The 6,512-nt window shown below is 71.3% G+C and carries 8 protein-coding genes; 6 read left to right on the top strand and 2 right to left on the bottom strand.

Annotated elements, in window-relative coordinates; translation table 11 throughout:
• The 4 genes from ABT367_RS08645 to ABT367_RS08630 all read left to right on the top strand — a co-directional run.
• Window positions 1-2,540, top strand: a 2,540-nt coding sequence (locus ABT367_RS08645) for a sensor histidine kinase (RefSeq protein ID WP_352250962.1), incomplete at its 5' end; no start/stop codon positions are given.
• On the top strand, window positions 2,537-2,974 hold the full coding sequence (locus ABT367_RS08640; protein WP_165331861.1) for a roadblock/LC7 domain-containing protein: 438 nt from the start codon (window positions 2,537-2,539) through the stop codon (window positions 2,972-2,974). The genes ABT367_RS08645 and ABT367_RS08640, both read left to right, overlap by 4 nt.
• A 15-nt stretch (window positions 2,975-2,989) precedes the next feature.
• Complete coding sequence (locus ABT367_RS08635; RefSeq protein ID WP_165331860.1) at window positions 2,990-3,406, top strand: DUF742 domain-containing protein; 417 nt, start codon at window positions 2,990-2,992, stop codon at window positions 3,404-3,406.
• Window positions 3,387-3,992 carry a GTP-binding protein gene (locus ABT367_RS08630; protein WP_352250960.1) on the top strand — a complete coding sequence of 202 codons (606 nt, stop codon included), beginning with the start codon at window positions 3,387-3,389 and terminating at the stop codon, window positions 3,990-3,992. The genes ABT367_RS08635 and ABT367_RS08630 overlap by 20 nt, the downstream gene beginning before the upstream one ends.
• 10 nt (window positions 3,993-4,002) lie before the next feature.
• Here ABT367_RS08630 and ABT367_RS08625 read toward each other — a convergent pair whose 3' ends face one another.
• Window positions 4,003-4,431: a PPOX class F420-dependent oxidoreductase gene (locus ABT367_RS08625; protein ID WP_199549385.1), complete on the bottom strand. Its 429-nt coding sequence runs from the start codon at window positions 4,429-4,431 to the stop codon at window positions 4,003-4,005.
• Window positions 4,432-4,507: 76 nt separating this feature from the next.
• Here ABT367_RS08625 and ABT367_RS08620 point away from each other — a divergent pair, with 76 nt between their 5' ends.
• Entirely contained in the window at window positions 4,508-4,921 is a 414-nt protein-coding gene (locus ABT367_RS08620) for a roadblock/LC7 domain-containing protein (protein WP_199549386.1), read from the top strand.
• Window positions 4,922-5,047: 126 nt separating this feature from the next.
• Complete coding sequence (locus ABT367_RS08615) at window positions 5,048-5,881, top strand: DUF6397 family protein (protein WP_352250958.1); 834 nt, start codon at window positions 5,048-5,050, stop codon at window positions 5,879-5,881.
• A 91-nt stretch (window positions 5,882-5,972) separates the two neighbouring features.
• Here the strand turns inward: ABT367_RS08615 and ABT367_RS08610 are convergent, their stop codons facing one another.
• Complete coding sequence (locus ABT367_RS08610; RefSeq protein WP_352250956.1) at window positions 5,973-6,485, bottom strand: tetratricopeptide repeat protein; 513 nt, start codon at window positions 6,483-6,485, stop codon at window positions 5,973-5,975.
• Between the last annotated feature and the right edge of the window lie 27 nt (window positions 6,486-6,512).

Genomic DNA, 6,512 nt, shown 5'->3' with positions numbered 1-6,512 from the left:
GCCGCCGCGCCCACGCGGGACCGCCCGCCGACGAACAGCCTGACGAAGGCCCCACGGCGCAGGCCGACATACCCGAGCCGCCCGAGCGCGGCCCCATCTGGCAGCTGCGGCCACGGCGCGTCCGGGCGAAGATCGTCTGCCTCCTCATGGTCCCGGTCGTCTCGCTGATCGCCCTGTGGGCGTACGCCACCGTGACCACGGCCCAGGACGTCAGCCGGCTCAGCCAGCTGCAGCGAGTCGACGAGCAGGTCCGTACCCCCGTGGCCGCCGCCGTCGCCGAGCTCCAGGACGAGCGCGCCGCCGCCGTGGCCTACGCGGCCCGTCCGGACACCTCGCGGGCCGATGAACTCCGCGGCCAGGCCGAGCAGACGGACAAGGCGCTCGACAAGCTCCGCCTCGGCAAGGACCACACCGTCGCCGACGGCGCGGACTTCCCCGCGGGCGTCGCCGAGCGGCTCGGCGTCTTCGTGGACGGCGCGGACCAGCTCGCCGGCCTGCGCACCAACGTCCTTGACCGGCGCACGGGTTGGGACGAGGCGTACGACAAGTACACCGAGACCATCGGGAAGGCGTTCACCGTCGGCGGTGCGCTGACCGGCGTCCAGGATGCCGAAGTCGGATCCGACGCACGCGTGGTGCTCGAATTCTCCCGGGCCGGCGAGATGCTCGCCCGCGAGGACGCGCTGCTCTCCACCGCCCAACTGGCCAAGACCCTCGAAGGCGCGCGGCTGCAGAGCTTCATCGGCGCCGTCGAGACCCGCCGCACCCTCCTCGGCTCCACCGTCCAGGATCTGCGCGGCGAGGAACGTTCCGCCTGGCGCGAGCTGGAGAAGAGCAGCGCCTACGCGGATGTCCTCGCGGTCGAGGACGAGGTCCTGTCCGCGGCCCCCGGCCGCAAGGCGGCCGAGGCCATCGACGCGGGCGTCTGGGACAAGGCCCACGCGGAGGTCCAGAACGAACTCCGCGGGATCGAGACCGACGCCGGGCAGCGCGCCGCCGACCGCGCCGACCCGTTCGCCCGCGGAATCCTTACTCCTGCCGGCGCCGCCGTGCTGCTCGGACTCATCGCCGTGTCGGCCTCGTTGGTGATCTCGGTACGGATCGGCCGCGCCCTCGTCGTCGAGCTGGTCAGTCTGCGCAACACGGCCCTGGAGATCGCCCGCCGTAAACTTCCCAGCGCCATGCGCCGGTTGAGGGCGGGCGAAGAGATCGACATCCACGCCGAGGCGCCGCCGGGACCGCCCGCCCAGGACGAGATCGGACAGGTCTCCGAATCCCTCGGCACCGTGCACCGCGCCGCACTCAGCGCGGCCATCGAGCGCGCCGAACTCGCCAGCGGCATCTCGGGCGTCTTCGTGAACCTCGCCCGCCGCAGCCAGGTCCTGGTGCACCGCCAGCTCAACCTGCTCGACTCCATGGAGCGGCGGGCCGAGGACCCCAACGAGCTGAGCGACCTGTTCCGGCTCGACCACCTCACCACCCGTATGCGGCGGCACGCCGAGTCCCTGATCATCCTCTCCGGAGCCGCCCCCGGACGTGCCTGGCGCATGCCGGTCTCGCTCACCAATGTCGTACGGGCCGCGGTCTCCGAAGTCGAGGACTACGCGCGCGTCGAGGTGCGGCAGCTGCCCGAGAGCGCCGTCGTCGGCGCCGCGGTCGCCGACCTCACCCATCTGCTCGCCGAACTCGTCGAGAACGCCGCCTCGTTCAGCCCTCCGCACACCAAGGTGCGGGTCAACGGCGAGCCCGTCGGCAACGGCTACGCGCTCGAAGTCGAGGACCGCGGACTCGGCATGGGCAAGGAGCGCCTCGCCGAGGCCAACCGCCGGATCGAACAGTCCGAAGCACTCGACCTGTTCGACAGCGACCGGCTCGGCCTGTTCGTGGTGAGCCGGCTCGCGGCCCGCCACGGCATCAAGGTCCATCTGCGGACCTCACCGTACGGAGGCACCACCGCCGTCATCCTGCTGCCGACCGCGCTGCTGCAGGACTCCCTGCCCAAGGGCGGCAAACGGCCCGCACCCGAAGAGATCGAACCCGCCGCCGAGCACGCACGCGTGCCGGGCGCCGGACCCCTGCGCGAGGTCGGTACGGCCGGACCGGTGCCCGGTCCGCGGCCCGCCCTCGCGGCCATGCCCGAAGCACCCGCCCCGCGCGGTGTCACCACCCTGCGGCTGCACACCCGCAATGGAGAGGAGCGGACTCCGCAGCGCGAGGCCGTAGCCGTACCCGCCGAACCGTCGCCGAACGGCGACACCACGGCCGACCTTCCGCGCCGGGTGCGCCAGGCGAGCCTCGCGCCCCAGCTGCGCGAGGAACCCGCCGCCGAGGCACCCGAACCACCCGCCCAGGCGCAGCACACCGACGAGCGCACCCCGGAGCAGGTGAGGGACCGGATGACCGCCTACCGCGAGGGCTGGACCAGAGGAGGAGGGGGCCGCCCCGCAGGTCGCAGGTCCGAGAGCACACCCGACTTCACACCGGGCACGACCGGCGAAAGCCGCACGCCGGGCAGCAACAGCGAAGGAGACCACGCATGATCCAGGACCCGAGAACCGGCACCGCGCCGCGCTCCGGCGAACTCGACTGGCTCCTGGACGACCTCGTCCTGCGCGTCGGCGAGGTCCGGCACGCCGTGGTCCTCTCCAACGACGGTCTGGCGGTGGGCTCTTCGAGCGCCTTGCGCCGCGAGGACGCCGAACATCTGGCGGCCGTGGCCTCCGGATTCCACAGCCTCGCCAAGGGAGCGGGCCGGCACTTCGGAGTCGGCTCAGTGCGCCAGACCATGGTCGAGATGGACGACGGCTTCCTCTTCGTGGCCGCGGCCGGCGACGGCTCGTGCCTCGCCGTCATGTCCACCGCAACCGCCGACATCGGTCTCATCGCGTACGAGATGGCCCGTCTGGTGAAGCGGGTCGGCGAACACCTCTACACGCCGCCGCGGTTCGCCGTACAGCCGCCGGCCGCGGGCTGAGCGGGGGCGGTCGCCATGAGGAAACTACGGGGCGACACCGAGCCACCCGAACCCGGGGCCCAGTGGTACGACGCCGAAGCGGGACCGCTGGTCCGCCCGTACGCCATGACCGGCGGGCGCACCAGCCCCGGCCCGAGCGGGGTGCGCTTCGATCTGATCGCGCTGGTCAGTCTGGACACCGCGGCGCCCGAGCTCGGCGACGACACCGCGCTCGGTCCGGAGCACCGCGCACTGATCGAACTGTGCCGCACCGAAACCCAGTCGGTCGCCGAACTGGCCGCGGACGCCGACCTCCCGGTCGGTGTCGTCCGTGTGCTCCTGGGCGACCTGCTCGAACTGGGCGTCGTCAGGGTGACCCGTCCGGTGCCGCCCGCACAGCTACCCGACGAAAAGATCCTGAGAGAAGTGATCGATGGCCTCCGAGCACTCTGAAGGCGCCGGCGCCGATACCACCGCGCTGGCGCTGAAGATCCTGGTCGCGGGGGGATTCGGGGTGGGCAAGACCACCCTGGTCGGTGCCGTCAGCGAGATACGTCCGCTGCGTACCGAGGAACAGCTCAGCGAACTCGGCGAGTCCGTCGACGACTTGGGCGCCGTCGCCCAGAAGACGACCACCACGGTCGCCATGGACTTCGGCCGCATCACCATCCGCAGCGGCCTCTCCCTCTACCTCTTCGGCACGCCGGGCCAGGACCGCTTCTGGTTCCTGTGGGACGAACTCTCCCAGGGCGCGCTCGGCGCCGTCGTCCTCGCGGACACCCGGCGGCTGGAGGACTGCTTCCCCGCGGTGGACTACTTCGAGCACCGCCGCATCCCCTTCGTGGTGGCCGTGAACTGCTTCGCGGGGGCGCGTTCCTACGGCGCTCAGGACGTCTCCCGCGCCCTTGACCTCGACCGGGGTACGCCGGTCGTGCTGTGCGACGCCCGTGACCGTGACTCGGGGAAGGAGGTCCTGATACGCCTCGTCGAGTACGCCGGGCGGATGCACACCGCCCGGCTGCTCGACTCGGTGGGGTGAGCGCTGGGTCCTAGTCGGATACGGCGCCCTGGGCGAGCACCTTCGTGATCTTCACGCGTACGAGGAGCTCGCCCGGGACGCCGTTGCGTGCGCCGAACTCCTCGGCCCTGTCCTCGCCCATGTAACGCGCGGCGATCCGGGTCGCCCAGTGCCGCACCTCGTCGAGCTCCTCGCTGATCTGCGCCTCACCCTGGATCACGGCGAACGCGAACGGCGGCCGGTCGTCGTCCACACACAGCGCCACCCGCCCGTCGCGCGCCAGATTGCGGCCCTTTACGGTCTCCTTGCCGGTGTTGAACACCAGGTCGTCCCCGTCGAGCACGAACCAGATCGGCGCGATGTGCGGCGAGCCGTCGGCGCGGACGGTGGAGAGCTTCCCGGTGCGCGTGCCCTGCGAAACAAAGGCGCGCCACTGTTCGTCGGTCATCTTCTGTGCCATATCCCCATCATCGCTTGCCGCTGCGACATCTCTGGGGAAGGCTGGCGGCGAACTGCACTAGGGGGAGGGGCTCGTTATGGCAGAGGGCACGGGACTGGGATGGCTGCTCGACGACTTGACCAAGCGGGTCGACCATGTACGGCACGGACTGGTGCTGTCGAACGACGGCCTGGTCACCGGGACCAGCAGCGGACTCGTCCGCGAGGACGCCGAGCATCTGGCGGCGGTCTCCTCCGGACTGCACAGCCTGGCCAAGGGGTCAGGGCGGCACTTCGGCTCGGGCAAGGTGCGTCAGACCCTGATCGAGTTCGACGATGCCGTGCTGTACGTGATGGCCGCGGGTGAGGGCAGCTGTCTGTGCGTCCTCAGCTCGGCGGAGGCTGACATCGGCCAGGTCGCGTACGAGATGACCCTGCTCGTGAACCGGGTCGGCGAGCACCTGGGAGTGGAGGCCCGACAGCCGAGCCGGACCCCCGCGGCAGATCTCTGAGGCCACTGAACGCGGTGTGACCTGCGCGTTTCAAAGTTATCCACAGGCTCGCACGGCCGGTCGCCGATCGGGCTACCTTCTTCACCGAGAGTAACGAGATCATTCGCGCTCACGGGGGAGATCATCATGACCGTCATCGACACAACTGCCGTGCTTCACCCGCTGGTTGACGACTCGGCGTCGCAGCCCGCCCTCCACGAAGAGACCTTCCCGGCCCACCTGGCCGCCAGGGAACTGCTGCTCACCCGCGGGGAGTTCGAGCTCGCGGTGCTGCGCGGACTCGTCACCACCGTGCACGCGCCAGGTGGCGGGCCACGCCACGTCACCAGGGGAGAGTTGGACCGGCTGCAGGCGAGGGAAGGCTTCTCTGTCACGCTGAGCAATCAGGTCCGGCTGGCCGGCACGGCCGAGGCCGCCGAGCTGCTCGGCATCGCCAAGGACCGTTTCACCCGCATCGCCAGAGCGGGCCTGCTCGCCCCCGCCCGGTTCCAGCTGAACCGCTACCGCTCGGTGGTCTGGCTCTATTTCGCCGATGAGGTGCGGGAGTTCGGCGCCGCCCACCCGGACCTGCTCGTCGGCCGCGCGCCCGAGCCGATGAGCCGCAGGCTGCGCGGCGGAGAGGACCTGCGGCCGGCGAGCTGGCGGGACCGTATGCACCAGCATCTGCTCGGCCACGCACAGGGCCCCTGGGAGCGGGCCGCGGTCACCGCCTCATTCCTCGACCCGGCCGATGTGGCCGAGGTGGTGGCCGACCCGCACGATCGCGCCCTCCTCAACCGGCTCCGCCATGAGCCGACTTCGGCTCGCCCCGGCGCCGTGCCGTCACCGGGCGAGCTGCTCGCGGAACACATGATGTGCGCCGGAGTACCGGAGGAGATCCATGGGTACCGGGTGCTCCTCGCGCTGGCGGTCTCCGTGGCGCGGGAGGAGGTGCGGGACGAGGTGCGGGTGGGGAGCTGAGGACGTCCGAGCTGTGGTGCCCCGGGGCCGGGTGTCTCAGGTGGTGCGCGCTGGGGCGGGCGTCTCAGGAGGTGGCCAAGGACCGAGCGGCTCAGAAAGTGGCGTCGAGATCCTTGGCGTACTCCTCGAAGGCCGGCCGGTAGGCGGAGATCCGCGGGTCGCCGGAAGTGGCGGCCAGGAGCTTGAGGAGGATCTCCATCCCTTCCTTGCCGCGGCCGCTGTTGTGGAGCGCCATCGCGAGGAAGGCGCGCAGCGCGGTGTCCTCGGGGAACTCCGCGCAGGCCGCCTCCAGGGTGGCCACCGACTCCGGGTAGCGGCCGAGGGCGCGGTAGGTGGATCCGAGCCCGAGCAGCGCGCCGGCCCGCTCCTGAGGCGAGAGACCGGGCGCCGAGGTGGCCGTGAGGTAGTACGGCACGGCCTCGGCCTCGAGCCCGAGCGCGTCGTGCACCCATGCGGTCTGGTAGGCCACTTCGACGTCCTGCGGGAAACGCTCGGCGAGCGCGACGAGGATCTCGCGCGCCTCCGCCCGGCGCCCCGCCTCACGCAACCGCACGGCGGTCGAAAGCTGTTGGTCGCGACCGGCGGGACCCTGTTCGGTGCTCATGACGTGCACCGTACAGGGCCCTCCACC

Origin of the sequence: Streptomyces mesophilus (assembly GCF_040300965.1) — a bacterium.
Taxonomy (GTDB): domain Bacteria; phylum Actinomycetota; class Actinomycetes; order Streptomycetales; family Streptomycetaceae; genus Streptomyces; species Streptomyces mesophilus_A.
The sequence above is the reverse complement of the archived record's forward strand: the minus strand, read 5'-3'. Positions and strand labels throughout refer to the sequence as shown.

What these genes read in the sequence shown, in the direction of transcription:
- ABT367_RS08610 (WP_352250956.1), bottom strand. Translation starts at nt 6,485, where the DNA reads ATGAGCACCGAACAGGGTCCCGCCGGTCGCGACCAACAGCTTTCGACC.
- ABT367_RS08635 (WP_165331860.1), top strand. Translation starts at nt 2,990, where the DNA reads ATGAGGAAACTACGGGGCGACACCGAGCCACCCGAACCCGGGGCCCAG.
- ABT367_RS08640 (WP_165331861.1), top strand. Translation starts at nt 2,537, where the DNA reads ATGATCCAGGACCCGAGAACCGGCACCGCGCCGCGCTCCGGCGAACTC.
- ABT367_RS08625 (WP_199549385.1), bottom strand. Translation starts at nt 4,431, where the DNA reads ATGGCACAGAAGATGACCGACGAACAGTGGCGCGCCTTTGTTTCGCAG.
- ABT367_RS08630 (WP_352250960.1), top strand. Translation starts at nt 3,387, where the DNA reads ATGGCCTCCGAGCACTCTGAAGGCGCCGGCGCCGATACCACCGCGCTG.
- ABT367_RS08620 (WP_199549386.1), top strand. Translation starts at nt 4,508, where the DNA reads ATGGCAGAGGGCACGGGACTGGGATGGCTGCTCGACGACTTGACCAAG.
- ABT367_RS08615 (WP_352250958.1), top strand. Translation starts at nt 5,048, where the DNA reads ATGACCGTCATCGACACAACTGCCGTGCTTCACCCGCTGGTTGACGAC.